This window comes from Nocardia vermiculata NBRC 100427 (genome assembly GCF_001613265.1).
GTDB classification, from domain to species: Bacteria; Actinomycetota; Actinomycetes; order Mycobacteriales; family Mycobacteriaceae; genus Nocardia; species Nocardia vermiculata.
In genome coordinates this window covers 131,079-157,354 of the sequence record NZ_BDCA01000006.1, presented here as the reverse complement: position 1 = coordinate 157,354, position 26,276 = coordinate 131,079, and the positions used below count along the sequence as shown (strand labels likewise).

The 26,276-nt window shown below is 68.5% G+C and carries 27 protein-coding genes; 20 read left to right on the top strand and 7 right to left on the bottom strand.

What is annotated here, in order from left to right; translation table 11 throughout:
- Positions 1 to 49: 49 nt before the first annotated feature.
- From NV2_RS10195 to NV2_RS10120, 16 genes are all read left to right on the top strand, one after another.
- Positions 50 to 799 carry a LamB/YcsF family protein gene (locus NV2_RS10195; protein ID WP_157102837.1) on the top strand — a complete coding sequence of 250 codons (750 nt, stop codon included), beginning with the start codon at positions 50 to 52 and terminating at the stop codon, positions 797 to 799.
- Positions 796 to 1,428, top strand: a complete 633-nt coding sequence (locus NV2_RS10190; RefSeq protein ID WP_067871323.1) for a 5-oxoprolinase subunit B family protein — start codon at positions 796 to 798, stop codon at positions 1,426 to 1,428. The genes NV2_RS10195 and NV2_RS10190 overlap by 4 nt, the downstream gene beginning before the upstream one ends.
- Positions 1,425 to 2,315 carry a 5-oxoprolinase subunit C family protein gene (locus NV2_RS10185; RefSeq protein WP_084474278.1) on the top strand — a complete coding sequence of 297 codons (891 nt, stop codon included), beginning with the start codon at positions 1,425 to 1,427 and terminating at the stop codon, positions 2,313 to 2,315. The genes NV2_RS10190 and NV2_RS10185 overlap by 4 nt, the downstream gene beginning before the upstream one ends.
- 41 nt (positions 2,316 to 2,356) lie before the next feature.
- The gene (locus NV2_RS10180) at positions 2,357 to 2,725 is read left to right on the top strand and encodes an arsenate reductase family protein (protein ID WP_067871321.1); all 369 of its coding nucleotides are present in this window, start codon (positions 2,357 to 2,359) and stop codon (positions 2,723 to 2,725) included.
- A 79-nt stretch (positions 2,726 to 2,804) separates the two neighbouring features.
- Positions 2,805 to 4,304 carry a depupylase/deamidase Dop gene (gene dop, locus NV2_RS10175; RefSeq protein ID WP_067871320.1) on the top strand — a complete coding sequence of 500 codons (1,500 nt, stop codon included), beginning with the start codon at positions 2,805 to 2,807 and terminating at the stop codon, positions 4,302 to 4,304.
- Positions 4,305 to 4,423: 119 nt separating this feature from the next.
- Positions 4,424 to 4,618, top strand: coding sequence for a ubiquitin-like protein Pup (locus tag NV2_RS10170; protein WP_067871319.1), 195 nt, complete (start codon positions 4,424 to 4,426; stop codon positions 4,616 to 4,618).
- A 26-nt stretch (positions 4,619 to 4,644) separates the two neighbouring features.
- Positions 4,645 to 5,466, top strand: coding sequence for a proteasome subunit beta (gene prcB, locus NV2_RS10165; protein WP_067871318.1), 822 nt, complete (start codon positions 4,645 to 4,647; stop codon positions 5,464 to 5,466).
- Positions 5,467 to 5,506: 40 nt separating this feature from the next.
- The gene (prcA, locus tag NV2_RS10160) at positions 5,507 to 6,310 is read left to right on the top strand and encodes a proteasome subunit alpha (RefSeq protein WP_067871317.1); all 804 of its coding nucleotides are present in this window, start codon (positions 5,507 to 5,509) and stop codon (positions 6,308 to 6,310) included.
- A gap of 198 nt (positions 6,311 to 6,508) precedes the next feature.
- Positions 6,509 to 7,867: a Pup--protein ligase gene (pafA, locus tag NV2_RS10155; RefSeq protein WP_218018966.1), complete on the top strand. Its 1,359-nt coding sequence runs from the start codon at positions 6,509 to 6,511 to the stop codon at positions 7,865 to 7,867.
- Between the two features lie 104 nt (positions 7,868 to 7,971).
- Positions 7,972 to 8,967 carry a helix-turn-helix transcriptional regulator gene (locus NV2_RS10150; protein WP_157102836.1) on the top strand — a complete coding sequence of 332 codons (996 nt, stop codon included), beginning with the start codon at positions 7,972 to 7,974 and terminating at the stop codon, positions 8,965 to 8,967.
- Positions 8,968 to 9,004: 37 nt separating this feature from the next.
- Complete coding sequence (locus tag NV2_RS10145) at positions 9,005 to 10,003, top strand: helix-turn-helix transcriptional regulator (RefSeq protein WP_067871315.1); 999 nt, start codon at positions 9,005 to 9,007, stop codon at positions 10,001 to 10,003.
- Positions 10,000 to 11,037 carry a 2-dehydropantoate 2-reductase gene (locus tag NV2_RS10140; RefSeq protein WP_084474276.1) on the top strand — a complete coding sequence of 346 codons (1,038 nt, stop codon included), beginning with the start codon at positions 10,000 to 10,002 and terminating at the stop codon, positions 11,035 to 11,037. The genes NV2_RS10145 and NV2_RS10140 overlap by 4 nt, the downstream gene beginning before the upstream one ends.
- A 64-nt stretch (positions 11,038 to 11,101) precedes the next feature.
- A complete protein-coding gene (tatA, locus tag NV2_RS10135; protein ID WP_067871313.1) occupies positions 11,102 to 11,401 on the top strand; it encodes a Sec-independent protein translocase subunit TatA in 300 nt (99 codons plus the stop codon).
- 113 nt (positions 11,402 to 11,514) lie between these two features.
- Entirely contained in the window at positions 11,515 to 12,519 is a 1,005-nt protein-coding gene (tatC, locus tag NV2_RS10130) for a twin-arginine translocase subunit TatC (protein ID WP_067871419.1), read from the top strand.
- A complete protein-coding gene (locus tag NV2_RS10125; protein WP_067871312.1) occupies positions 12,516 to 15,215 on the top strand; it encodes a DEAD/DEAH box helicase in 2,700 nt (899 codons plus the stop codon). The genes tatC and NV2_RS10125 overlap by 4 nt, the downstream gene beginning before the upstream one ends.
- Positions 15,216 to 15,314: 99 nt before the next feature.
- Positions 15,315 to 16,085 (top strand): DUF4333 domain-containing protein, encoded by a 771-nt coding sequence (locus tag NV2_RS10120; RefSeq protein WP_067871311.1) that lies wholly within the window; start codon positions 15,315 to 15,317, stop codon positions 16,083 to 16,085.
- Positions 16,086 to 16,155: 70 nt separating this feature from the next.
- On the opposite strand, the gene NV2_RS10115 is transcribed toward NV2_RS10120, so the two are convergent.
- A complete protein-coding gene (locus NV2_RS10115; RefSeq protein WP_067871310.1) occupies positions 16,156 to 17,124 on the bottom strand; it encodes a 5'-3' exonuclease in 969 nt (322 codons plus the stop codon).
- A gap of 101 nt (positions 17,125 to 17,225) precedes the next feature.
- Between NV2_RS10115 and NV2_RS10110 the strand changes: the two genes are divergently transcribed.
- Positions 17,226 to 18,353 (top strand): M24 family metallopeptidase, encoded by a 1,128-nt coding sequence (locus NV2_RS10110; RefSeq protein ID WP_067871309.1) that lies wholly within the window; start codon positions 17,226 to 17,228, stop codon positions 18,351 to 18,353.
- Between the two features lie 30 nt (positions 18,354 to 18,383).
- Here NV2_RS10110 and NV2_RS10105 read toward each other — a convergent pair whose 3' ends face one another.
- Positions 18,384 to 18,794 carry a PPOX class F420-dependent oxidoreductase gene (locus NV2_RS10105; RefSeq protein WP_067871308.1) on the bottom strand — a complete coding sequence of 137 codons (411 nt, stop codon included), beginning with the start codon at positions 18,792 to 18,794 and terminating at the stop codon, positions 18,384 to 18,386.
- 114 nt (positions 18,795 to 18,908) lie between these two features.
- Here NV2_RS10105 and dprE2 point away from each other — a divergent pair, with 114 nt between their 5' ends.
- The 3 genes from dprE2 to NV2_RS10090 are packed head-to-tail and all read left to right on the top strand — an operon-like array spanning position 18,909 to position 21,675.
- Positions 18,909 to 19,664, top strand: a complete 756-nt coding sequence (gene dprE2 / locus NV2_RS10100) for a decaprenylphospho-beta-D-erythro-pentofuranosid-2-ulose 2-reductase (RefSeq protein ID WP_174550571.1) — start codon at positions 18,909 to 18,911, stop codon at positions 19,662 to 19,664.
- The gene (cbiE, locus tag NV2_RS10095; protein WP_157102834.1) at positions 19,661 to 20,887 is read left to right on the top strand and encodes a precorrin-6y C5,15-methyltransferase (decarboxylating) subunit CbiE; all 1,227 of its coding nucleotides are present in this window, start codon (positions 19,661 to 19,663) and stop codon (positions 20,885 to 20,887) included. Before dprE2 ends, cbiE begins: the two co-directional genes overlap by 4 nt.
- Positions 20,857 to 21,675: a cobalt-precorrin-6A reductase gene (locus tag NV2_RS10090; RefSeq protein WP_067871306.1), complete on the top strand. Its 819-nt coding sequence runs from the start codon at positions 20,857 to 20,859 to the stop codon at positions 21,673 to 21,675. The genes cbiE and NV2_RS10090 overlap by 31 nt, the downstream gene beginning before the upstream one ends.
- A 61-nt stretch (positions 21,676 to 21,736) precedes the next feature.
- On the opposite strand, the gene NV2_RS10085 is transcribed toward NV2_RS10090, so the two are convergent.
- From NV2_RS10085 to NV2_RS10065, 5 genes are all read right to left on the bottom strand, one after another.
- Positions 21,737 to 23,344, bottom strand: coding sequence for a precorrin-2 C(20)-methyltransferase (locus NV2_RS10085; protein WP_067871417.1), 1,608 nt, complete (start codon positions 23,342 to 23,344; stop codon positions 21,737 to 21,739).
- A 104-nt stretch (positions 23,345 to 23,448) separates the two neighbouring features.
- Positions 23,449 to 24,084 (bottom strand): precorrin-8X methylmutase, encoded by a 636-nt coding sequence (locus NV2_RS10080; RefSeq protein WP_067871305.1) that lies wholly within the window; start codon positions 24,082 to 24,084, stop codon positions 23,449 to 23,451.
- Between the two features lie 198 nt (positions 24,085 to 24,282).
- Positions 24,283 to 25,476, bottom strand: a complete 1,194-nt coding sequence (gene cobG / locus NV2_RS10075) for a precorrin-3B synthase (RefSeq protein ID WP_067871304.1) — start codon at positions 25,474 to 25,476, stop codon at positions 24,283 to 24,285.
- Between the two features lie 60 nt (positions 25,477 to 25,536).
- Entirely contained in the window at positions 25,537 to 25,863 is a 327-nt protein-coding gene (locus tag NV2_RS31875; protein ID WP_174550570.1) for a hypothetical protein, read from the bottom strand.
- 6 nt (positions 25,864 to 25,869) lie between these two features.
- The gene (locus NV2_RS10065) at positions 25,870 to 26,109 is read right to left on the bottom strand and encodes a hypothetical protein (RefSeq protein WP_157102833.1); all 240 of its coding nucleotides are present in this window, start codon (positions 26,107 to 26,109) and stop codon (positions 25,870 to 25,872) included.
- Positions 26,110 to 26,276: the final 167 nt, after the last annotated feature.

Sequence of the window (26,276 nt, the reverse complement as noted above, 5' to 3'; positions counted from 1 at the left end):
GGCAGGGACGATGATGGAGGCAAACAGCTCAGGCGGGAGGTCGTGCGCGATGGTGATCGATCTGAACAGTGATCTCGGCGAGGGATTCGGGGCGTGGTCGATGGGCGACGACGCCGCCCTGCTCGACATCGTCACCAGCGCCAACATCGCGTGTGGCTTCCACGCCGGTGACCCGTCGATCATGCGCCGCACCTGCGAGCTCGCGGTGGCGCATTCGGTGCGGATCGGCGCCCACATCTCCTACCGCGATCTCGCGGGCTTCGGCCGCCGTGCGATGGCCGTGACCCCGGACGACCTGACCGCGGAATCGCTGTATCAGATCGGTGCGCTCGATGCCTTCGCCCGAGCCGCGGGCGACCGCGTTCGCTACGTGAAACCGCACGGCGCGCTGTATCACTCGGCGGCGGCCGACCGTGAGGTGGCCGATGCGGTGGTGGCGGCCCTGGTGTCCTTCGGCGGCGCGAGCCTGCTCGGGCCCGCCGATTCGGAACTGGCCAGGTCGGCCGCGGCTGCCGAAATACCGTTCCATGCCGAAGGTTTCGCCGATCGCGCGTACACCCCGCAGGCGCGCCTGGTGCCGCGTGGGCAACCCGGTGCCGTGCTCGGCGCCGAGGCCGCCCTGGCCCAGGCGGTATCGATCGCCGTGGACGGCCGTGCGTCGACGGTGGACGGCGCGCAGGTCGGCGTGCAGGTACGCAGCCTCTGCGTACACGGTGATTCGCCCGATGCGGTGCGGATGGCTCGCTCGATCCGGCAGGCACTGGTGGACAAGGGCGTCCGGTTGCGGAGCTTCGCATGAGCGAGCTGAGCGTGCGTCTCGCCGGTGACCGGGGGCTGCTGATCGAACCGTCCGACGAGGCCCGGCTGCCTGTCCTGCTCGACCGGCTGCGGGCCGATCCGATCGACGGAGTGGCCGATCTGCTGCCTGCCGCGCGCACCGTACTGCTCACCCTGCACCGGGGTGTGGATCCGGCGCGGATCGAGAGCCGGGTGCGGTCCCTGCCACTGGTCACCGGCGCCGATACCGCCGCGGCGGACGCCGCCGACGTGGTGTCCGTGCCGGTGCATTACGACGGGCCCGACCTCGATGCCGCCGCCGAACTCCTCGATATCCCCCCGGACGAGCTCGTCCGTCGGCACACCGCGGCGCGGTGGCGGTGCGCATTCATCGGTTTCGCGCCCGGGTTCGGATATCTCCGGTCCCCGGACGCCGCGCTGGCGGTCCCACGCCGGGCCCAGGCGCGCACCGTGGTTCCGGCCGGTGCGGTCGCCCTCGCCGGTGGATACAGCGCCGTGTATCCGCGTGATTCACCGGGAGGCTGGCAGTTGATCGGACGGACCGAGCTGGCGTTGTGGGATCTGGATCGGCCCGAACCCGCCCTGTTGCGAGCCGGGACGAGCGTCCGCTTCGAGGCGGTGGGCCGATGAGCCCCGCCCGGGTGGCGCGGGGCCGGATGCGTGTGCTCGAGCCCGGCGCGCTGAGCACGATTCAGGATCTCGGCCGGCCGGGATGGTTCCACGCGGGAGTCGGCGTCTCGGGAGCCGTCGACCGTGGTGCGCTGCGGCTGGCGAACCGGCTGGTGGGCAATGCTGAATCGGCTGCTGCCGTCGAATGCATGCTGGGCGGACTCGAGGTGGAGTTCGAGATACCGGCGGTCGTGGCGGTGACCGGCGCATCCGTGCCGATCACCGTGGCCGGCCGGCACGAACCACCGGCCTCGGTGTTGTTCGTCGGCGCCGGGCAGCGAGTGCGGCTCGGTACGGCCGCGACCGGGCTGCGCTGCTATCTGGCGGTGCGTGGCGGTATCGCGGTGGAGCCGGTGCTCGGCTCACGCAGTCGCGACACCATGGCAGGGATCGGGCCCGCTCCGCTGCGCCGCGACGACACCGTGCCGGTGGGGGCGCCACCGCACGGCTGGCCGCTCGTCGACGTCGCGCCCGTCGCCGGGCCCACGGATGCGACGGTGCGGCCGCGGGTGTTGCTGGGCCCCCGTGCCGACTGGTTCCGCAATGCCACCGACCTGTTCACCGGCGCCTGGCAGGTGTCGACCGAGATCGATCGGATCGGGGTGCGGCTGGAACGGTGCGCGGACGCGCCGGCACTGCAGCGCGTCGACACCGGCGAACTACCCACGGAGGGAATGGCTCTCGGCGCGATTCAGGTGCCACCGGCGGGCCGTCCCGTGGTGCTGCTGGCCGATCGCCCCATCACCGGCGGATATCCGGTGGTGGGGACGGTGATCGACGCCGATGTCGATGCGCTGGGGCAGGTCCGTCCCGGCCAGTGCATCGAATTCCGCTCCTGGCAGCTCTGACCCACCGCCGACGCCGTCGTCGGCCGATTAGGGTTTCGGATATGACATCGGAAAAGACTCAGATCTGGCACAACCCTCGCTGCTCGAAGAGCCGTGCGGCCAAGGCGGCGCTGGACGAGGCCGGGGTGGACTACATCGAGCGGCGCTATCTCGACGAACCACCGACCGCCGCGGAACTACGATCCGTGCTGACCCGGCTCGGGCTGCAGCCGTGGGATATCACTCGCCTGGCGGAGCCGGAGGCGAAAGAACTCGGGATGCCGGGCTGGTCGCGTACCGAAGCGGACCGCGACCAGTGGATAGAGGCACTGGCGGGTACGCCGAAACTCATCCAGCGTCCCATCGTGGTGACCCCGGACGGCCGCGCCGTGCTGGCGCGCGACGAGCAGACGGTGCGATCGGTGCTCTAGCCCGTCCGCCCCCGGGGAGCAGGCGGGCCGGTCCGCCCGCGCGTGCCCGGAAAACGCTTCCGTCGCCTAGGCTCGACATATGCAGCGCATCATCGGAATCGAGGTCGAGTACGGCATCTCCACGCCAACCGAACCCTCGGCCAACCCGATTCTCACATCGACTCAGGCGGTGCTGGCCTATGCGGCGGCCGAGGGAGTGCCCCGCGCCAAGCGCACACGCTGGGACTACGAGGTGGAGTCCCCGCTACGCGACGCGCGCGGATTCGACCTGGGACGGCTCAACGGGCCCGCGCCGGTGATCGATGCCGACGAGGTCGGCGCGGCGAATATGATCCTCACCAACGGTGCCCGCCTCTATGTCGATCACGCCCATCCGGAGTACTCGGCCCCCGAGGTCGTGGACCCGATGGACGCGGTGATCTGGGACAAGGCCGGTGAGCGTGTGATGGAGGCGGCCGCCAGGCACGCCTCGAGTGTGCCCGGTGCGCCGCGCATGCAGCTCTACAAGAACAATGTCGACGGTAAGGGTGCCTCCTACGGCACCCACGAGAACTATCTGATGAACCGCGATACGCCGTTCAACCAGATCATCGTGGGCCTGACGCCGTTCTTCGCCTCGCGCCAGGTGGTGACCGGATCGGGCCGCGTGGGCCTGGGGCAGTCGGGGGACCACGCCGGATTCCAGTTGTCGCAGCGGTCGGACTACATCGAGGTCGAGGTCGGGCTGGAGACCACGCTCAAACGCGGCATCATCAATACCCGCGACGAGCCGCACGCCGACGCCGACAAGTATCGCCGGCTGCACGTGATCATCGGCGACGCCAACCTGGCCGAATGGTCGACCTATCTCAAGGTCGGTACCACCGCCCTGGTCCTCGACCTGATCGAGGCCGGTGAGGATCTGTCGGATCTGCAGCTGGCCCGACCGGTGACCGCGGTGCACACCATCAGTCACGACCCGACCCTGCGGGCGACCGTGGCCCTGGCCGACGGACGTGAACTGACCGGCCTTGCGCTGCAACGGATCTACCTCGATCGGGCGGAGAAGTTCCACGATCGCGAGGGGACCGCGGATGCGCGGGTCACCGATGTGCTCGAGAAGTGGGCACACGTGCTGGATCTGCTCGAACGCGATCCGATGGAATGCGCGCATCTGCTGGACTGGCCGGCCAAGCTGCGCCTGTTCGAGGGGATGCGCAGCCGGGAGGGGCTGGGCTGGGCGGCGCCGAAGCTGCATCTGATGGATCTGCAGTATTCCGACGTGCGGCTGGACAAGGGGCTCTACAACCGGCTGGTCGCGCGCGGCTCGATGGAGCGCCTGGTCACCGAAGCGGAGGTCACCGCTGCGATGACCACCCCGCCGACCGACACTCGTGCGTATTTCCGCGGCGAATGCCTGCGCCGTTTCGGTGCCGATATCGCCGCGGCCAGCTGGGATTCGGTGATCTTCGACCTGGGTGGGGATTCGCTGGTGCGCATTCCCACTCTGGAACCGCGCCGTGGGACCAAATCCCATGTGGGCGAGTTGCTGGAGGGGGCGGGCAGCGCGGCCGAACTGGTCAAACAGCTGACCTCCTGACCGGCGGATGCCTCATTGCGAGGTAATCCGCCCTGTTGTCGGAGTTGCTGGGTAGTGTTGAAGTACGAGCATCGGAGGTTTCCGGTGCTCGCCGATGATCACAGAGGAGGTCGGCTGCTATGGCACAAGAGCAGACCAAGCGCGCCGGTGGTGGCGACGAGGACGACGACACGGCCGGTGCGGAGGCCGCGGGACAGGAGCGCCGCGAAAAGCTGGCCGACGATACCGACGACCTGCTCGACGAGATCGATGACGTGCTCGAGGAGAACGCCGAGGACTTCGTGCGTGCTTACGTTCAGAAAGGCGGCCAGTGACATCAGGTGACCCCTCGCGGCTCCACATGGGGTACGCCCTCTCCTCCTTCTCCGAACATCTGCGGGCCAACGCGCCGGAACTGTTGCCTGGCAACGGCTTCGGCGCGGCCTCCGGGCAGTCCGGTACCACCAGCGAGCTGGCACCGCACGGCACCACCATCGTCGCGGTGACCTACCGCGGCGGTGTGCTGATCGCCGGCGACCGCCGGGCCACTCAGGGAAACCTGCTGGCCAGCCGCGATATCGACAAGGTGTACATCACCGACACGTTCTCGGCAGCGGGTATCGCCGGGACCGTGGGCGTCGCGGTGGAGATGATCCGGCTGTTCGCGGTGGAACTGGAACACTACGAGAAGATCGAGGGCGTATCACTCACCTTCGACGGCAAGGCCAACAAGCTGTCGAAAATGGTGCGCGACAATCTGCCCGCCGCCATGCAGGGCATGGCGGCGGTACCGCTGCTCGTCGGTTACGACCTCGAGGCCACCGACCCCGAGCGTGCCGGTCGCATCGTGTCCTACGACATGGTCGGCGGCCGCAGTGAGGAACGCTTCGGCTACACCGCCATCGGGTCGGGGTCGATGTTCGCGAAATCGTCGCTGAAGAAGACCTACAGCCGCGATATCGACGAGGATCGTGCCCTGCAGATCGCGGTGGAAGCGCTGGTCGACGCTTCCGACGACGACACCGCCACCGGCGGCCCCGATCTGCTGCGCGGGATCTACCCGACCGCCGCCGTCATCAATGCCGAAGGCGCGCTGGAGGTTTCCGGCGAGCGCCTGGAAGAGACCGCGCGGACGATCGGTGCGGCGCGGGCAGCGGCAGAACAGGGAGGTGCGCCCGCGTGAACGGTCGGCGGCCGGAGGTAGTAGGGGAAGGAATTACAGCATGACACTGCCGTACTACGCGTCGGCCGAACAGATCATGCGCGACAAGACCGAACTTGCGCGCAAAGGTATCGCCCGGGGACGCAGTGTGGTGGCGCTGGTGTACGACAAGGGCGTGCTGTTCGTCGCCGAGAATCCCTCGGCGACGCTGCACAAGGTGAGTGAGCTCTACGACCGGGTGGGATTCGCCGCGGTCGGTAAGTACAACGAGTTCGACAGCCTGCGCCGCGGCGGAATTCTGCAGGCGGACCTGCGCGGGTACCAGTACGACCGGCGGGATGTGACGGGCCGTGCGCTGGCGAACATGTACGCCTCGACGCTGGGCACCATCTTCACCGATCAGCTCAAGCCCTACGAGGTGGAGATCTGCATCGGTGAGGTCGGCTACCCCGAACAGGCGTCGAACTCGGTGTTGTACCGGATCAACTTCGACGGCTCCATCGTCGACGAACGCGACTTCGTGGTGATGGGCGGAAATACCGACCCCATCAGCACCGCGCTCAAGGACACCTACCAGCCGGGACTGGAATTGGGTGCCGCGATCCGCACGGCCGTCGAAGCGTTGCAGAAGGGGTCGCCGGACAACGGTGACAAGGACACCAAAGGTATTGCCGTGTCCTCCCTCGAGGTGGCGACCTTGGAACAGGCCCGGCCGCGTCGTGCATTCCGCAGAATCACCCGCGCCACGCTCGAATCACTGCTGGACGCCGACAGCGCAGCCGGTAAGGCAGTCGGCAAGGGCGCGAAGAAGGATGCGAAAACCGAGCCGGAGACCCCGTCGGCGGGCGATCCGTCCAATCCGTAACCGCTGGTCACCACGTGAGCACCCGGTGAGACCGCCGCACTCTCGCACGAGAGCGCGGCGGTCTCCTGCGGTGTCGGCCGGTGAATCCTCGGTTCGAGGTCGGCAAATCACCGTCTGGGCGGGAGCAGCGCCATATTGTTAGCAACCTCTTGCTCGCACAGCCACTTTCGATGATCACTTGGCTGTAATGTCGATGGTGTGCAGCGACGAATTATGGGGATCGAAACCGAGTTCGGGGTGACGTGCACGTTCCACGGTCACCGTCGGTTGAGTCCTGACGAGGTGGCCCGGTATCTGTTCCGCCGGGTGGTGTCCTGGGGTCGTAGTTCGAACGTCTTTCTTCGCAATGGGGCACGGCTGTATCTCGATGTCGGTTCCCATCCGGAGTACGCGACGGCCGAATGCGACTCGCTGGTGCAGTTGGTCACTCACGATCGCGCGGGTGAGCGGGTGCTCGAGGAGTTGCTGATCGATGCCGAGCAGCGCTTGGCGGAGGAGGGGATCGGCGGCGATATCTATCTGTTCAAGAACAACACCGATTCGGCGGGCAACTCCTACGGATGTCACGAGAATTTCCTGGTGGTGCGCGCCGGCGAGTTCTCCCGGATCTCCGATGTCCTGTTGCCGTTCCTGGTCACCAGGCAGTTGATCTGCGGTGCCGGCAAGATTCTGCAGACGCCGAAGGCAGCGACATTCTGCCTGTCGCAGCGTGCCGAGCACATCTGGGAAGGGGTGTCCTCGGCGACCACCCGGTCGCGTCCGATCATCAATACGCGCGACGAACCGCATGCCGATGCCGAGAAGTACCGTCGCCTGCACGTGATCGTCGGCGACTCGAATATGGCCGAACCCACCACCATGCTGAAGGTGGGGACGGCGGCGCTGGTGCTGGAGATGATCGAGGCCGGTGTCTCCTTCCGCGATTTCGCGCTGGACAATCCGATCCGCGCCATCCGTGAGGTCAGCCACGATGTGACGGGCCGCAAACCGGTGCGTCTGGCCGGCGGCCGGCAGGCCAGCGCCCTCGAAATTCAGCGCGAGTACTACGCCCGCGCCGTGGAGCATCTTCGCAATCGCGAACGCGATCCGCAGGTGGATGCGGTGGTGGATCTGTGGGGTCGCACGCTCGACGCGGTGGAGGCTCAGGATTTCGCGAAGGTCGACACCGAAATCGACTGGGTGATCAAGCGCAAGCTGTTCCAGCGCTATCAGGATCGGTATTCGATGGAGCTGTCGGATCCGAAGATCTCCCAGCTGGACCTGGCTTATCACGACATCAAGCGTGGTCGCGGCGTGTTCGATCTGCTGCAGCGTAAGGGCTTGGTCAAGCGGGTCACCGAGGACGAGACGGTGGACGCCGCGGTCACGACCCCACCGCAGACGACCCGGGCGAAACTGCGCGGCGACTTCATCACCGCCGCGCAGGAGGCCGGCCGGGACTTCACCGTGGACTGGGTGCATCTGAAGTTGAACGATCAGGCGCAGCGCACGGTGCTGTGCAAGGATCCGTTCCGTTCGGTGGACGAGCGAGTGGATCGACTGATCGCCTCGATGTGAGCCGAAGGATCCGGGCCGTTCCGAAGGCCCGGATCCGGACGCCGTGCGGGTCTTTCGGTGCGGTGACGCACCGCTGTCGAGATGCGCCGATTACTCTGTGTCACGTGGCGATTTCCAAGGTCGAGCGTCTGATGAATCTGGTGATCGCGCTGCTGTCGACCCGGCAGTTCCTGACCGCGGAGCGCATTCGCGACAATGTCGCCGGATACGAGGAATCGGCCAGCGACGAGGCGTTCAGCCGGATGTTCGAGCGCGATAAGAACGAACTGCGGGATCTGGGGATCCCGCTGGAGGTCGGCCCGGTGGGCCGGTACTCCGGACAAGAGGGGTATCGCATCAACCGCGATGCCTACGAACTTCCCGATATCGATCTGACCAGCGCGGAGACGGCTGCCGTCGCCGTGGCGGTGCAGTTGTGGGAGTCTCCGGAATTGGCCAGCGCCGCCGAGAGTGCGGTGCTGAAGTTGCGCGCCGCGGGGGTCCACGTGGACCCGGATGCCGCGTCGGCGTCGGTGCCGTCGGTGCCGGCGCGCACCCGCGGTTCGGAGGCGGCACTGGGGACCCTGCTCGCGGCGATCGACGCGGGCCGCGCGGTGCGATTCCAGCATCGAGTGACCCACAACGCGCCGTACGCGCTGCGTGATGTGGAGCCGTGGGGGGTGGTGACCCGACACGGCCGCTGGTATCTGGTGGGACACGATCGGGATCGCGACGCGGTGCGAACCTTCCGGCTGTCGCGGATCGGCGCGCAGGTCGAGATCTACGGCCCAGAGAACGTGGTGCACAAGCCCGCCGACCTGGATCTCCGTGAGATCGTGGCGCGGGTCACGGGCGCGGCGCCGGTCACGGGTTCGGCCACGGTATGGGTGGCGAAGGAACGTGGTCAGGAGATCCGCCGGTTGGGTGTGGTGGTCGCCGAACGTGAGGTGGCCGGACGTCCGGGGGCAGTGGTCGAGGTACCGGTACGGTCCCGTGATTGGCTCGCCCGGCTGATCACCGGTCTGGGCCCGGACGCCCTGGTGCTGGCGCCGGAGGATCTGCGCGCCGATGTGATCTCCCGGTTGCGCTCGGTACTGGAACGGACGGAGGTGTCGGCATGAGCTCGGTGAACAGCGGACCGGCCACAGGGGCGCAGCGATGAGCGGGCGGTTGTCCACCCGGTTGTCACGGCTGCTGAACATGGTTCCGTACTTCCTGGCCAATCCGGGAATCAGCGCGCCCGAGGCGGCCGCCGACCTGGGAGTCAGTACGAAGCAGTTGATGAGTGATCTGAATCAGCTGTGGATGTGCGGGCTGCCGGGCTACGGCCCCGGCGATCTGATCGATCTGTCGTTCTCCGAGGAGAGCATCGAGGTCACGTTCTCCGCGGGTATCGACCGGCCGCTGCGTCTGACCTCGACCGAGGCGACCGCCCTGCTGGTGGCGCTGCGGTCGATCGCGGATCTGCCGGGCATGGTGGATCCGACGGCGGCACGGTCGGCGATCGCGAAGATCGAATCCGCCATCGCCGGTGACGGCGGGCGTGACGCACCTGATACGCCGGTGCCGGTCGAGGCGCCCGCCGTGACGACGGTGCGGTCGGCACTGGCGCGCGGCCATGCGCTCCGGCTGGTGTACTACTCGGCGAGCCGGGACGTGGTGTCCGAGCGCATCGTGGACCCCATCCGGATCGTGCTGGTGGACAACAACTCGTATCTGCAGGCCTGGTGCCGGCAGGCCGAAGGAGTGCGGCTGTTTCGGTTCGACCGGATCGAGGAGGCGACCGAACTCGCCGAGGCGGCGGATCCGCCCCGGCACGCCACCGACGAGACGGCAGGGCTGGACCTGTTCTCCGACGATCCGGCGGTCGCCCTGGCGCGACTGCGGATCCGCGCCGATTACGGCTGGGTGCTCGACCAGTATCCGATGCATCCGGTGGTCGTGCACCCCGACGGTGATGTCGAGGCGACGATGCGTTTCGCCACTCTGGACTGGATCGCGCGGTTGTTGCTCGGATTCGGATCCGGAGTGACCGTCTTGGGTCCGCCGGAGCTGGTGACCGCGGTGCGTGAGCGTTCGACAGCGGCACTCGCGGCCTACGGTGACAGCGGCGAGATGGCCTTCGAATCCGCGGCCGGGGAGGCCGGCCCCGCGTGAGTGTTCGGGTGACAGTGCTGGGCGCGGGCAGTATCGGTCTGTTCGTGGGTGGAAAACTCGCGGCCGGTGGTGCCGAGGTGAGCTTCGTGGGCCGGCCGCGGGTGCTCGACGAGGTGCAGGCGCACGGTCTGCGGCTCACCGATCTGGACGGGGGCGAAGATCGGGTCGCCGTGAGCGGATTTCGCACCGAGACCGAACCCGACAGCGCGGACACCGCGGATCTGGTGCTGATCACGGTGAAATCGGCACAGAGTGCGGATGCGGCCGCACAGCTGCGCGGCCGGATCCGGCCGGAGACCGCGGTGGTCAGCCTGCAGAACGGGATCGGCAACGATGCGGTGATCCGGGAGGTACTGCCCGCCTCGCCGGTGTCGGCCGGAATGGTGATGTTCAATGTCGTACACCGTGGCGAGGGCTGGTACCACCGCGGCACCGAGGGCGGCCTGGCACTGACTGCCGACCCGGCCGTGACTCGGCTGGCACCGCTGTTCGAGCGGGCCGGCCTGGCCCCGGCACTACATGCGGATCTGCGCCCGGTGCAATGGGCGAAACTGCTGCTGAACCTCAACAATGCGGTCAATGCGCTGTCGGGCCTGCCGCTGCGGGAGGAGCTCGCGTCCCGCAACTACCGGCGCTGCCTGGGCCTGGCACAGACCGAGGCGCTGGCCGCCATGCGCGTGGCGGGGATCCGTCCCGCTCGGCTGACTCCGGTACCGCCTCGGGTCATGGCGCGCGTGCTGAGCGTGCCCGACGCCGTATTCGGGCGGGTGGCCGGGACGGTGCTGGCGGTGGACCCGATGGCGCGGTCGTCGATGGCGGACGACCTGGCGTTGGGGCGCCGCACCGAAATCGACTGGCTGTGCGGCGAGGTCGTGGAGCTGGGCCGGACGGTGGGGGTGGCGACCCCGGTGAACGCCCGGCTGATCGAGCTGGTGCGGGCGGCGGAGGAGGAGGGCTCGACCCGTCGCTGGTCGGGCGGCGAACTGCTGGCGGACCTACGGACCGCGGCCCGCCGCCGCAGCCGGGTTGGATGATGCCGGTCAGCGGCCGGTACCGGTCCGGTAGCATCGGACATACTACAGTCTTGGGAGGTTTTCGATGGGTTCATTGAGCCCGACGCACTGGCTCATCATTGCGTTGGTGATCCTGCTGCTGTTCGGCGCCAAGCGGCTGCCCGACGCCGCTCGCGGTGTCGGACGATCCCTGCGCATCTTCAAGAGCGAGATGAGCGAGATGCAGTCCGACGGTTCGGGGGGTGCCGAGAATTCCGGCAACTCCGGGAATTCCGCGGCGAAGGCGTCCGGGGCGTCGCAGCAATCGGCCCCGGCAGCCGAGTTGCCGTCCGCGCAACCGGTGAATCCGGTGCCGCAGGCCGACAAGGATCGCCACACGGCCTGATCCGGTCCTGACACAGGCCGTCACCCCGGGTACGCCCGCGGGGTGACGGTCCGATGACGAGTGGGCGTTTCATCCGGGTCCGTCGCCAGGTGAGCAGCGAGGCATTCACATCCATGCGCATTCCGTTCGACCCCCGCCGCAGCCGGCGCAGGACGAATCCCGACGGCACGATGTCGTTGGTCGAACATTTACACGAGTTGCGGTCGCGGGTACTCAAGTCGCTGCTGGCGATCGCGTTGACGACGGCGCTGGGTTTCCTCTGGTACGCGCACGGCTGGCACATCTACGGATCCATCGGCATCGAAAGCCTCGGCGACATTCTGCGCGGCCCGTACTGTGCGCTGCCGGCGGAGAGCCGTGCGCAACTGACCACCGACGGATCCTGCCGGCTCCTGGCGACCGCGCCGTTCGAACAGTTCATGCTGCGGTTCAAGGTGGGTTTGACAGCCGGCGTGGTCATGGCCTGCCCGATCTGGTTGTACCAACTGTGGTCGTTCGTCACTCCCGCGCTGTATTCGAAGGAACGTAAGTACGCCGTCGGTTTCGTCGCCTCGGGTGCGGTGCTGTTCGTTACCGGCGCGCTGCTGGCCTACTGGGTGGTGGCCCATGCGCTGAGCTTCCTGATGGGGATCGGCAGCAATGTGCAGATCACCGCGCTCAGTGGTAGCCAGTACTTCGGTTTCATCATTCAGCTGCTGATCATCTTCGGGGTCAGTTTCGAGACGCCGCTGCTGATCATCGGGCTGAACATGATCGGCGTGCTGAGCTACGAGAAGCTCAAGAAGTGGCGTCGCGGCATGATCTTCGGCCTGTTCGTCTTCGCCGCGATCGTCACACCGCAGGATCCGTTCTCCATGCTGGCGCTGGCCGCCGCGCTGACGGTGCTGTTCGAGGTGGCCGTACAGATAGCGCGAGTCAACGATCGCCGCCGTGCCCGGCGCGCCGACAACTGGGCCGCACTGTCGGATGACGAGGCATCGCCGTTGACCGGACCCGGCGAGGTCGACGCAACGACTCCGGTGGAGGGAGCGAGCCCGGTGGAGGCCGCGGGCCCGCTGTCCGCAGGAGGCCCGGAGAAATCACCACGACCGGTGTCGGACTACTCCGATACGCTCTGAGCGTGGGATATCCGTCGCTGACTGGCGAACTCGCGGCATTCGCCGCCGACCTGACCTTCTCGCTCGACCCGTTCCAGCAGCAGGCCTGCGCCGCACTGGAGAACGGGCACAGTGTGCTCGTGTGTGCCCCGACCGGCGCCGGTAAGACCGTGGTCGGGGAGTTCGCGGTGCATCTGGCCCGGGTGGGTGGTGGGAAATGCTTCTACACCACGCCGATCAAGGCGTTGTCGAATCAGAAGTACGCCGATCTGGTGCAGCGCTACGGGCGCGATGCCGTGGGACTGCTCACCGGCGACCAGTCGATCAACCCCGCTGCCGGTGTCGTGGTGATGACCACCGAGGTGCTGCGCAACATGCTCTACGCGGGCTCCGACGCGCTGCACGGGCTGTCGCACGTGGTGATGGACGAGGTGCACTACCTCGCCGACCGGTTCCGCGGCGCGGTGTGGGAGGAAGTGATTCTGCACCTGCCGCCGGAGGTGCGCCTGGTGAGCCTGTCGGCCACGGTCAGCAACGCCGAGGAGTTCGGCGCCTGGATGGAGACGGTGCGCGGGGACACCGCGGTCATCGTCGACGAGACCCGCCCGGTGCCGTTGTGGCAGCACGTGATGGTGGGGCGGCGACTGTTCGATCTGTTCGATGCGAAATCCAGCGATCAGAAGGTACTCGTCGACGAGGATCTGGTCCGGTTCATCAAACATCGGCGCGAGGCCGACCGGATGAACGACTGGTCGGCGCCCCGCCATCGCGGCGGCCCGCGACGCTACTTCCGGCCGCTGCCACGGCCCGAAATGCTCGCCCGGCTCGACGAGGAGGGCCTGCTGCCGGCGATCACCTTCATCTTCAGCCGTGCCGGATGTGACGGCGCACTGGCACAGTGCCTGCGTTCGCGGCTGGATCTGAGCCGCCCCGGAGACGAGGAGGAGATCGAGGCGATCATCGAACGCCACACCGGTGATCTGCCCCGCGCCGATCTGGACGTTCTCGGATACTGGGAGTGGCGCGAGGCGCTGTTCCGCGGGCTTGCCGCCCATCACGCCGGCATGCTGCCGGCCTTTCGGCACACCGTGGAGGAACTGTTCGTCCGTGGCCTGGTGCGGGCGGTGTTCGCCACCGAAACCCTTGCGCTGGGCATCAACATGCCGGCCCGCACGGTGGTCCTGGAACGACTGGTGAAATTCAACGGCGAGACCCACGCCGAACTGACTCCCGGGGAGTACACGCAGCTGACGGGCCGTGCCGGACGCCGCGGTATCGACGTGGAGGGCCACGCGGTGGTGATGTGGCATCCCGATGTGGACACCAGTGCCGTCGCCGGACTGGCCTCCACGCGTACCTATCCGCTGCGAAGTTCGTTCCGGCCCGGATACAACATGTCGATCAACCTCGTCGACCGGATGGGTGCCCCGCAGGCTCGCGGACTGCTGGAACGTTCCTTCGCCCAGTTCCAGGCGGACCGATCGGTGGTGGGACTGGTCCGCGGCATCGAACGTAACGAAGGCCAGATCCGCAAACTGCGGTCCCAGATCGGTGACGACGGTTTCCTGGAGTATCTGTCGCTACGGGAACGCGTCAAGCAGCGGGAACGCGAAGTAGAACGCCAAGGGCGCGCGGATCGCCGCGGTGCCGCGGTCGAATCGCTGACCACGCTGCGGCGCGGGGACGTGGTGGCCATTCCGACCGGCCGCCGCCAGGGGCTTGCGGTGATCCTCGAGCCGGACTCCCGCCCCGGTGATCCGCGACCGCTCGTGCTGACCGCCGACACCTGGGCAGGCCGGGTCTCCGCCGCGGATTTCCCGACGCCCGCGCAACCGCTGGGCCGGATGCGGCTGCCCCGGCACGTGGACCATCGGACCGCTCGGGCACGACGCGATCTGGCCTCGGCACTACGCAGTACCGGTATCTCGGTCCCGGCCCGAGGACGCCGCGGCAAGCGTTCGCGCGCGGCCGACGACCGTGAACTGGCCACGTTGCGGCGGGCACTGCGGGCTCATCCGGCCCACACCCGGCCCGACCGGGAACAGCTGGCCCGGCTGGGGGAGCGGTTCGGCCGGCTGGAACGCGAAACGGAATCGATGCGCCAGAAGGTCGCCACCACGACGAATTCACTGGCACGCACGTTCGACCGGATTCTCGCCCTGCTCACCGAGCGTGGCTACGTGACCGATGGTGAGGTGACCGCCGACGGTCGCCGCCTGGCGCGGATCTACACCGAGGCCGATCTGGTGGTGGCCGAATGCCTGCGGGACGGATCGTGGCGCGGCCTCGGCGCGGCCGAACTGGCCGGGGTGGTCTCGGTGCTGGTCTTCGAATCACGCCGGGAAGAGGGCGGTTATCTGTCCCCGGCCGGGCCGACCGAACCGGTGCGCCGTGCCATCGCGGCGACGATCGGAGTGTGGAGCACACTGCGTTCCGACGAGGCCCGGCACAAGCTCGCGCCGACGCGGGAACCGGATCTGGGGTTCGTCACCGGTGTCTACAAATGGGCACGCGGCGACGGCTTGGCCGAATCGTTGCTGGCCAGCGGTGAACAGGGTGGTGCGCTGTCGGCCGGTGATTTCGTACGCTGGTGCCGGCAGGTGATCGATCTGCTCGACCAGATCCACCAAACCGCGGACGATCCCGAAATCGCCGCTACCGCCGCGAAGTCGGTGCGCGCGATCCGACGCGGCGTTGTGGCGGTGGACGCCGCGTAGCCGGTCCGGCTGTGATTGGATGACTAACGGTACCGACCGTGGTGAGGAGCCTGATCACCTCACACGGGGGGAAGTGAGACGACGAGTGGAGGCAGGCACATGAGCGGCCCGTACGGACCGAACGAGAACCCTGGCCCAGGGGAGGGACCCAGCAGCGATCCGACCCAACAGTGGTCCGGGCAGCAGCAGCCACCACAGCAGCCACCACAGTGGGAGGGCGGACAGCAGCCTCCGCAGCAGTGGGGACAGCCCGCACCGAATCAGGAGCCGTGGGGGCAACAGCCACCTCAGCAACCCCCGCAGCAACCGCAGTGGGGGCAACAGAGCCAGCCTTCCTGGCCGCAGCAACCGCCGGCGCAGCCGCAGCCGTGGGATCAAACGCAACAGCAGTGGGGGCAGCCGCCACAGCAGAATCAGCAACCGTGGGGGCAGCAGCCGTCCCAGCAGCCGCCGTCTCAGCCGTGGGCGCAGCAGCAGCCGCCGCAGAACCAGCAATGGGACGGACAGCAGCAGCCGCAGTGGGCGGCCACCGAAGCGCAGCTCATCGGTACGCCCGCCAAGAAGCCCAAGAAGGGCGTGCTCTTCGGCGGTATCGCCGTGGCGGTCGTGGTGATCGTCGCCGTGGTTCTCGCCGTAATCTTCCTGGGCGGGGACAAACTCGACAACTCGGCCGTCCAGGACGGCGTGCAGAAGGTGTTGAAGGATTCCTACGGCATCGACGACGTCCAGGAAGTCAGCTGCCCGTCGGGCCAGAAAGTCGAGGTCGGCGCCAGCTTCGATTGTGATCTGAAGGTGGGCGGGGAGCAGAAGCAGGTCACCGTCAAGATCACCAAGGATGACGGCACCTATGAGGTCGGCCGCCCCAATTGATCGCCTGACCGGGACCTGTGCCGGGCGAATTCGTCGCCCGCCACGGGTCCGGTCGGTATGCCGGTCGGCGTCAGCTCCGGGAATTCGCTGCCATGGCCGAAATGAGGCGTTCAACGGGGCTCTCGGCGTTGTATCCGGTTGCCAGTGCCCGCAACTGTTCGATGTCTGCAGGCTCGCCGGGGAGCGGATCCGGGCCGGACATCGTCACCTCGGCGTCGCGGACGACTCGTACGACCGGCGCCGCCACCTGCAGATAATCCTGTGCCGCGACGAGTTTCGCCCGGATGCCGCGCGCCAGATTCGCCTCCGGATCGGCGACCGCCTCGAGCAGCGCCTCGAGGGAACCGAACCGTGAGATGAGGGTAGCCGCGGATTTGTCGCCGATACCGGCGACGCCGGGCAGACCGTCGGAGGCGTCGCCGCGCAGAGTCGCCATATCCGCATACGCCGGGCCCGCATGCTCCACGGGGACACCGTATTTCGCGGCGACCTCGGCCGGCCCGAACAGTTCGGCCTTGGCCAGGCCGCGGCCCACGTAGAACACCCGGACCGGTGGGCTGTCGTCGCGTACCAGTTGCAGCAGGTCCCGGTCGCCGCTGACGACGATCACCTCGTTGTCGCGTTCTCGCGTCGCCAGGGTGCCGATCACGTCGTCGGCTTCGAGTCCGGCCGCACCGGCGGTGGCGATTCCGGCGGCGGCGAGCATCTCGGCGATCATGTCGACCTGCGGTGTCAGGGTGTCGGGGACCTCTTCGGCGCCCGGGTCGGCCGCGGTGGTGTCGAGGCGGTGGGCCTTGTAGGAGGGCAGCAAGTCGACCCGGAAGGCCGGGCGCCAGTCGAGATCCAGACAGACGACCAATCGCCCGGGCCGGTGCCGGGTGATGAGCGCGGCGACCATATCGGTGAATCCGCGCAGCGCGTTGACCGGTCGCCCGTCGGGCGCGGTGATCTTCTCGGGAATCGCGTAGAACGCCCGGAACCACAGGCCGGCACCGTCGAGCAGCAACAACGGCCGGTCACTCGCACTGGAGGTGAGCATGCTGCAGACGCTACCGGGCCGCACCGACAGGCGCGGGCACGACCCGGAGCGGACGGTGCGATCGCTACCGCTGGGACCACCGGCGGGTAACGTCGTATTCCATGAGCGCACAGACGGAGTCACGGTTCGGTGCCGAAATCTACGGCAGGCGGCTGGAGCGGGCGGCGGAGCTGACCCGTGCGGCACATCTGGACGCATTGCTGATCACACCGGGGCCGGATCTGCGCTATCTGCTGGGCTCGGCCGCGCAGTCGTTCGAACGGCTGACCTGCCTGATCGTGCCCGCCAGCGGCGAGACGCCGTCGGTGGTGCTGCCGAAACTCGAACTGGCGGCGCTGGACGGTTCGGCCGCCGCGGAGCTCGGCATCCACCTGGTCCCCTGGGTCGACGGCGTGGATCCGTACGGGGTCGTGAAATCCACGCTCAACGCCGGCGCCCGGGTCGCGGTCGCGGATTCCATGCCGGCGCTGCATCTGCTGCCGATCGCCGACGCGTTGACCGCGCTGCCGGTGTCGGCCACCCCGATCCTGCGCGAGTTGCGGATGACCAAGGACTCCGCCGAGATCGATGCCTTGCGCCGTGCCGGCGCCGCCATCGATCGCGTTCACGCCCGGATGGGAGAGTGGCTACGGACCGGGCGTACCGAGGCCGATATCGCGGCAGATATCCGGGCGGCCATCGTGGCCGAGGGGCACCTCGACGCCGATTTCGTGATCGTGGGCAGCGGACCCAACGGTGCCAACCCACACCATGCCGAATCCGGCCGCGTCGTCGAGCCCGGGGATGTGGTGGTGATCGATATCGGCGGCCCGGTGGAACCGGGCTACTTCTCCGATTCGACCCGTACCTACGTGCTGGGCGAACCCGACCCGGAGATCGCGGAGCGCTACGCCGTACTGGAACGTGCCCAGGCTGCCGCGGTCGCTGCCGTACGCCCGGGAGTCACCGCAGCCTCGGTGGATGCCGCGGCACGGAAGGTGTTGACCGAGGCCGGATTCGGGGCGGAGTTCATCCACCGCACCGGTCACGGCATCGGGTTGTCGGTACACGAGGAACCGTATGTCGTGGACGGCAACGACATCGTGCTGCGCGCGGGTATGGCCTTCAGCATCGAGCCCGGCATCTACTTCGACGGTGAATGGGGCGCTCGGATCGAGGACATCGTCGTGGTCACCGAGGACGGTGTCGAATCGGTGAACCACCGGCCACACGGACTGGCGGTGCTGTAGGCCCTCCCGTATCTGCGTTCTGAACGCCGATCAGCCGCGCAAGGTGCTGCTCGACAACACGCGGGTGGCTCGCACCGCGATGACGACGCGGGTCGGGTTCTCCCGCGGTGTGCGGTAGCGCCGGGCATAGCGGTGCTCGGCCTCGGCGACGCGCTCGGGCTCGGTCCACACCTCGGCCGGGCCCTCCAGGGTCAACCACCGCGGCCCGTCGACCTGGCTCAGTGCCGCGTATCCGGAACGCCGTACATTGCGGGCCTTGGTGCTGGAGCCGTCGGTGATCACGCGGGCGATACCGGCCTCCGGATCCCAGGTGAACCCGATCGCGACGACATGCGGAGTGCCGTCGGCACGCAACGTGGTGAGTGTGGCCAGATGTCGTTCGGTGACGAATTCCGAGGCGCTCGCCGACAGGTCGACGCGCTCGGCGGCGGTGCTGGTCATGACGCGACGGTAGCAATCGGCGGTACGACGGTAGGGGTGCGGGTGGGCCCGGAGCACCGGTCGAGGGTGATCCGTGTCGCGAGGTCGGCGGCGGGCGGTGGCACACTGAGCGCCATGGTTGTGCGGGATGTCGACGACGGTGTGATCGTGCTGCTCGGCGGGCGTAGTGAAATAGGCCTGGAAGTGGTGCGGCGGATCTGCGCCGGTCGAGACGTGATCCTCGCGGCGCGACGCAGCGCCGATCTCGCGGCCGAATGCGCAGAGCTGCGTGGCGCCGGCGCCCGCGCGGTGCACACCGTGGAATTCGATGCCGACGATCTCGGCAGTCATCAGCCGCTGCTGGAGCAGGTGGCAGCCGAACACGGGCGCATCGGGGTCGCCGTCCTCGCCTTCGGCGTGCTGGGTGACCAGGCCGCCGCGGAACGGGACCCGGCCGCGGCGGTGGCGGTACTGCAGACCGATTTCATCGCCCAGGTGAACGTGCTCACGGTGCTGGCGAATCTGTTGCGCGCCCAGGGAAGTGGCCAGCTGGTGGTATTCGGATCGGTCGCCGGGGTCCGGGTTCGGCGTGCCAACTACGTCTACGGTTCGGGCAAGGCCGGACTGCACGGATTCGCCTCCGGCCTGTCGGATGCGTTGCACGGTAGTGGGGTGCACCTGTTGCTGGTGCGCAGCGGTTTCGTGATCGGACGGATGACGGCGGGGATGAGCCCGGCACCGCTGTCGCGGACACCGGATCAGGTGGCCGAGGCCGTGGTGACGGGTCTGCGCCGGCGGACCGGGCAGATCTGGGTGCCGCGGGCACTCGGCGCGGCCTACGTGGTGGCGCGGCTGGTTCCGCGCGCACTCTGGCGCCGGATGCCGCGCTGATGGCGCCGATCGTGGTCGTCGGAATCGGCGCCGACGGCTGGACCGGTGTGGCTGCCGCCGCCCGGAAGCAGGTGAGTGACGCACAGGTGGTACTCGGTTCGGCGCGGCAACTGGATCTGGTGCCCGCGGACGCTACCGGTGCACGGCGGGAACGCTGGCCCAGCCCGCTGTTGCCGGCGCTCGCGGAACTGCTCGACCGTCACCGTGACCGCCGCGTCTGTGTGCTGGCCAGCGGCGACCCGATGTTCTACGGGATCGGTGTCACGCTGGCCAGAATGCTGGGACCGCACGGGATCCGGGTATATCCGCAGCCCTCGTCCGCGGCGCTGGCCTGTGCCCGGCTCGGCTGGGCCAGTGCGCACACCCCCGTGGTGAGTGTCGTCGGGCGTCCCGTCGAGACGGTGCTGCCCGAACTGTCCGACGGACGGCGGCTGCTGGTCCTGAGCGCGGATGAGCATTCTCCGTCGCAAGTGGCAGACCTGCTGCGCGGCAACGGCTTCGGTCAGTCCCGGATGACAGTGCTGGAGCAACTGGGCGGTCCCCGTGAGCGGGCGGTTGCCTCGACCGCGGCGCAATGGACACCACCACCGGGAGATCCGCTGAATCTGATCGCCGTCGAAGCAGTCCGCGATCCGGATGCGCCCCGGCTGACCAGGCTCCCCGGGCTGTCCGACGCGCGCTACGGCGGCGACGGCCAGTTGACCAAGGCAGAGGTACGCGCGCTGTCTCTCACGGCGCTCGCTCCCGCACCGGGAGAACTGTTGTGGGATGTGGGCGGCGGCTCGGGAACCATAGCGATCGAATGGTGTCGTACACACCCGGACTGTCGTGCGATCAGCTTCGAGCGCGATGCCGCGCGGCGCGACCGGATCGGCAGCAACGCGACGGCGCTCGGAGTGCCGGCGGTGGTCGTGCGCGGTGCGGTGCTGGAGGCGCTGGCCGCCGGTGATGTGGCCGGTCCTGATGCGATATTCCTCGGCGGTGGACTGACCCAGGACGGGGTCTTCGCGGCCTGCTGGGCGCGGCTGCCCGTGGGCGGGCGGCTGGTGGCCAACGCGGTGACCGCGGAATCGGAAGCGTTGCTGGTGAACTGGGCCGCCACCTACGGTGGTGCACTCCGAAAGTTCCAGATATACCGGGCGGGGGCGCTGGGCGGGTTCACCGCGTGGCGACCACAGTTGCCGGTTGCGCAATGGGTGGTGACGAAATCGGAGCAGCACTGAAGGTTCTGATATTGGGTGGTACGCGGGAAGCCCGGCAGCTGGCCGGCCTCGCCACCGGCGAACGGGGTTTCGACGTCGTGTCCTCGCTTGCCGGGCGGGTGGCCCGGCCCGTACTACCCGCCGGCGCCGTTCGCGTCGGCGGTTTCGGCGGTGTGCGAGGTCTGCGGGACTGGCTGGCCGACAACGGGATCGAGGTCATCGTCGACGCCACCCATCCGTTCGCCGCCACCATATCCGCGCACGCGGCCCAGGCCGCCCGCATGACCGGAGTGCCGATCCTGCAGCTGCGCCGGCCGGGCTGGCCACAACAGCCCGACGACCACTGGCTGCGGGTTCCCGACATGGCGGCGGCCGCGGCGGCCGCTGCCGGTTTCGAGCGAGTCTTTCTCACCATCGGACGCCAGCATGTGGGTGAGTTCGCCGATCTCGACGAGACCTGGTTCCTGATCCGGGCCATCGACCCGCCGACCGGACCGGTGCCGCCGCAGCATCTGCTGCTGCTGGCGCGCGGTCCGTTCACGGTGGAACAGGAAATCGCACTGCTGCGCGAACATCGGATCGACGCGCTCCTGACCAAGGACAGCGGTGGCGATCTCACCGAGGCCAAAATGACCGCTGCACGGCACGAAGGCATCCCGGTCATCGTGGTCGACCGGCCACCGCTGCCGGCCGGAGCGGACCACACCGATACCGTTGCAGGAGCGTGGGATTGGCTGTGCGCGCGCTCCGGCCGAGACCGCATCCCGGCCGAGACTGACGGTCCCGTCGTCGGCCTCGAAGGCATCTAGCATCGAGGTCGGCGATGCACACCCAGGTGTGTCAACTCGGCCGCAGCAGCTCGCGCGGAGGCTATCGCGATGCCGATGGCGATGCCGTGGCGTCGTAGGTGGTGGGCTGCGGGCCGTACCGGCGTGAGGTGTAGACCCGGGGTCCGGTGGGCGTATCCACCGCGACGGTGGTGGAGGCGCCGATGACGAGCAGGGTGCGCATATCGACCTCGGCCGGGTCCAGAGCCGCCAGCGTGGTGGCGCGGACAGATTCCGACGGTCCGCCGACATCGCGGCCCAAGACCACCGGAGTCTGCGGTGCGCGGTGTTCGAGCAGGATGTCGCGCAGTGCGGCGACCTGCCACCGGCGCTGACTCGAGGCCGGGTTGTAGATCGCGATGGCCATATCCGCGGCTGCGGCCGCGGCGATCCGGGCCGCCACCGTGTCCCAGGGCTTGAGCCGATCCGACAGCGAGATCATCGCGAAGTCGTGGCCGAGCGGCGCTCCGATCCGTGCAGCGACAGCGCTCGCTGCGGTGACACCCGGCAACACCCGCACCGGAACGTCGCGCCACTGCGGATCGGCGGACTCCTCGATCACCGCCGCGGCCATCGCGAACACACCCGGATCGCCGGAGGAGACGACGACCACCCGGGCGCCGGACTTCGCCAGATCCAGGGCCATCGCGGCACGTTCGGACTCGACCCGGTTGTCGCTGAGATGGCGGCGCTGCCCCGGGCGGACCGGCACCCGGTTCACATAGGTCGTGTAGCCGACGATGTCGGTTGCCGCCGCTAGCGCGCGGGTGACCTCCGGAGTGGTCCACTGCGGTGATCCGGGCCCCAACCCGACCACGACCACCTCACCCGCAAGCACCTCGGGCCGAGGAGAAACCTCGGGCCGCGCGGCGGTCTCGGAGTGGGGGGCACCGTGGCGGGTGAGCGGGATCTCGGTGGTCGGTGCCGGGCCGGGAACCACGGCGACGGCGAAGTAGGGGACCTCGTCGTCGGCGACGTCGGCGGCGCGCAGTACCCGTTGCCGGCCGGTGCTGGCCCGTTCCACGTAGAAGGCGTCGTCGAGCCGGCCCGCCTGCGACAGTGCTTGCCGCACACCGGGATAGGTACGCCCGAGCTTCATGACGGCCGCGGCGTCGGTGCCGGCCAGGCGTTCGGCGAGCTGATCCGGCGGCATCGTGCCGGGCAACACCGTGAGCACCTGTTCCCCTTCCACGAGAGGAGTTCCCAGCGCGGCCGACGCCGCACTCACCGAGGTGACGCCCGGGATGATCTCGGCCGGGAACCGGTCGGCCAGCCGCCGGTGCATATGCATGTAGGAGCTGTAGAACAACGGATCGCCCGCCGCCAGCAGCGCCACGCTGCGGCCCGCCGCCAGATGCGCGGCCAGCACCTCGGCGGCCTGCGCATAGAACTCGTCGATCGCGCCCTGATATCCACCCGGATGATCGGTGGTCTCGGTGGTCACCGGATAGACGAGATGTTCCTCCAGCTGGCCGGGCCGCATGTACGGCGCGGCAATCGACCGGGAAATGCTGCGGCCGTGCCGTGCGCTGTGAAACGCGATGACGTCGGCGTTCTCGATGACCCGTGCCGCCTTCACCGTCACAAGTTCGGGATCGCCGGGCCCGAGGCCGACGCCCCACAACTTGCCGGGAACGTGGTGCCGGCTCACGCCCGCTGCCTCCTGCACGCCTTGATCGTTCACGCTGTGTGTGTCGAGGAGTTCACTGGGACGCTGCGTGGTTACGCCCGCTGCCTCCTCCGCGCCCTGATCGTTCACTCCTGCTCACTCGCGATGGCGTTGAGGGCGGCGGCGGTGATCGCGCTGCCGCCGCGCCGGCCGTGGACGGTGAGGTAGTCGACGCCGCTGTACTCGGCGAGCGCCTGTTTGGATTCGGCGGCGCCGATGAAGCCGACCGGGATGCCGAGGATCGCGGCCGGACGCGGCGCACCGGCGTCGAGCATGTCGAGCAGGTGAAACAGTGCGGTGGGCGCGTTGCCGATCGCGACCACGGCCCCGGCGAGCCGGTCGCGCCACAGTTCCAGCGCTGCAGCGGATCTGGTATTTCCCATCCGCCGCGCCAGCTCCGGCACCCGGGGGTCGGCGAGCAGGCACAACACCTCGTTGTCGGCCGGTAGCCGCTTGCGGGTGACGCCCGAGGCGACCATGGTGGCGTCACACAGGATGGGAGCACCCGCGCGCAGCGCACCGCGGGCCGCCGCAACCACCTGCGGGGTGTGCGAGACGTCGGTGGTCAGATCGACCTGCCCGCAGGCGTGGATCATGCGCACCACCACTTGCGCGACATCGGCCGGAAACCGGGCCAGGTCGGCCTCGTCCCGGATGGTCGCGAACGAACGCCGATAGATCTCGGCCCCGTCGGTGAGATAGCTGGTACGCACATCGGACATGGCGACCACCCTAGCGGTGGGAGCACGGCCCGGAGGCGGCAGCGTGCGTAACCATGGAGGGTTGTGTGGACGCCGCGATCGGATACTGCAGTGGGAGCACGGCCCGGAGGCGGCAGCGTGCGTAACCATGGAGGGTTGTGCGGTAACTGCGGGGCACCTGTGCGGCACGGTGGGCTCGGGTGGCGTCACCGCGCTGCGTCAGGACTGTTCGGTTGCTCCGGAGATGCGGTACCCGTCGGGTTCGGCGACGATGTCGGTGACCGGTCCGGTGGGGCGGCCGCAGCGTCGTTCGCATCCGGACCAGTGCTGCCGGCCGGCCACTCGTATGTCCCCGGCTGCGATCCCGGTCCGATCGGGTGACGGCGGTCCCGTCGCCGAGGCCCGTCCGGTGTCGATCGCGGCGGCGGCGTCGGCGCGGACGTCGGTGCGGGATTTCGCGCACCCCGGTTGTCCCGCGCATGCGGTGACGGCGAGCCACGGTGAGTGCGCGTCGAAGATCAGTCCCATCGGTGCGAGCACCCGCACTACCTGTTCGGCGGTCCATTCGTCGAGATCTGCCAGGATCAGACCACGCCACGGCGTCACGATGATCGGATGCTCGACCGCGGCGAGGAATTCCGCGGTTCGCGCGGCGAGCGTGCCGAGTGGCACCGCGGCGCCCAGTGCCACCCGATCGTCGTCCTGGGGTAGCCACCCGATCGGAATGTCGTGGTCGACCGGCAACGTCCGTGGTTCGGACCGCGATTCGAGACCGAGTTCCGCTATCACTGTGGCGGTACCGCCCGGAACCTCACGCAGCCGCCAGTGCTCGGCGCGGATGCGCTGGAAGCAGTGTGCGGCGGCGAGCATCGTCGGCACCACATGTGTCGCGGCGACCCGGAGCCCGTGATCGCGTCCGGCGAGCACGAGTGCGTATTCGTCGGTGCCGACCGCGTGTACGCCGATGTCCCCACCGAGACCGGTGACATCGCCGCGGCCGTCGTCGAGGGTGAACAGGACGCGCCCGGGTAGTGCGGCCAGTTCCGGGGCTGCCTGCAGCGCGGCGTCCAGTTCGGCGGCTACCGGGCGCACGTCGGTCCGGCCACCGCGTCGGCCCGACAGGGGAGAGGCGACGATATTGCGGACTCGTTCGTGTCCGGGTGCGGGCAGCAGTCGGGCCCGTTCGAGGCGCTCGGCGAGCGCCGCGGCATCGTGCATCGCTCGGAGCTGGACATTGCCGCGCGAGGTGAGCTCGAGGGTGCCGTCACCCAGTTCGGCCGCCGCAGCCGCCAGGGCCCGCAGCTGGTCGGGGGTGATCACGCCGCCGGGCAGTCGGATGCGGGCCAGGGGGCCGTCGGCGGCCTGGTGCATACGCAGCACGCCCGGACAGGAATCGGGGACGGTACGAGTCATGGTGTGTCGAGCCTACGGCCGGGCGGCTACCGCCGCCCGGGTGGCCGGTGTCGTGCCGACTCAGTGGCGGTGACGCAGAGGCAGATGCAGGCGTGACCCTGCGGGGTGGGCGGCCGGCTGTAGTTCCAGGGAGTGCCAGGAGTCGGTGAGCAGATTCGGGGTGGCGTGATCGGCACTGCGGTCCTGGCGGGCGGTGGTGCCGACCATCCCGATGCCGCTGAGGAAGGCGATCGCACACACCACCCCGGCCGTCAGTGCCCAGCCGTGGTGTCCGGTGCCGGCGGCGGTCAGGGTCATGGCGAGTGTCGCGAATCCGATCAGCACGCAGTAGTAGGCGGTCCAGGCGACGAAACGGTTGCGTCGTACCCAGCCGGGTTTGCCGGGCATGGCGCTTCACCTTCCTCGCGCGCTACTCCTGCCGCGACCGCGCGCCGCCTTCCACGGGGGTGTGGCGACGTAGGTGTCCGACAGCAGATGGGGAGTTTCGTGCCGATCGGAGTGATCGCGGTGCACGGTCGACTCGAAGACCAGCAGACCGAAGATCGCGACTGCCGCGCAGGCGCCCGCAGCGACGAGTACCAGCCACCCGCGGTCGCCTGCTGCGGCCGCCAATGCCATTGCCAGCAAAGCCACAGCAACGAACATGCATGTAATTCCCGACCAGGCGGCGAAGCGATTCCGCCTGGCCCATCCCGGTGAGTTCGGCATATTCTCAGCGTACGCCCGGTTTGCGAATTCCGGAACCGCTTCGCGACCGGCCTGCCAGTGCTGCACAACAGGTTCCGCCGGGCGCTCGAGTG